The sequence below is a fragment of the Pseudomonas sp. SIMBA_067 genome, assembly GCF_046534675.1.
Taxonomy (GTDB): Bacteria; Pseudomonadota; Gammaproteobacteria; order Pseudomonadales; family Pseudomonadaceae; genus Aquipseudomonas; species Aquipseudomonas putida.
On record NZ_JAWRYH010000457.1, the window covers coordinates 1 to 271 of the forward strand.

Here is a 271-nt window from a genome sequence, read left to right on the forward strand (position 1 = left end):
GTATGGATGAGTTAATCGGATTAGCAATTATTATATCTATTGCAATTGTTGTAGGAGCTATTTGTGGGTTAGTGGCCTTAGTGCAATTGAATGCCCTTAAACAAGAGGTTGCAGTATTAAAACTAAAACTATTACAGTTTGAGTCAAACCGAAATGCAGCATTTAATGAAAAATCCTCCGCTGACACTCAAGTAGATAATGCAATACCTCTAAACCGCTCAGATATTCCTGCTGCTGTTAATAAACCGGCGAGCATTAAACCTCCACCACC

General features: G+C 38.4%; 1 protein-coding gene. It reads left to right on the forward strand.

Features of this window, described 5'->3' with window-relative positions:
* Positions 1–271 (forward strand): hypothetical protein (locus SB765_RS29880; RefSeq protein ID WP_410932527.1); only part of this gene is annotated, 271 nt, incomplete at both ends.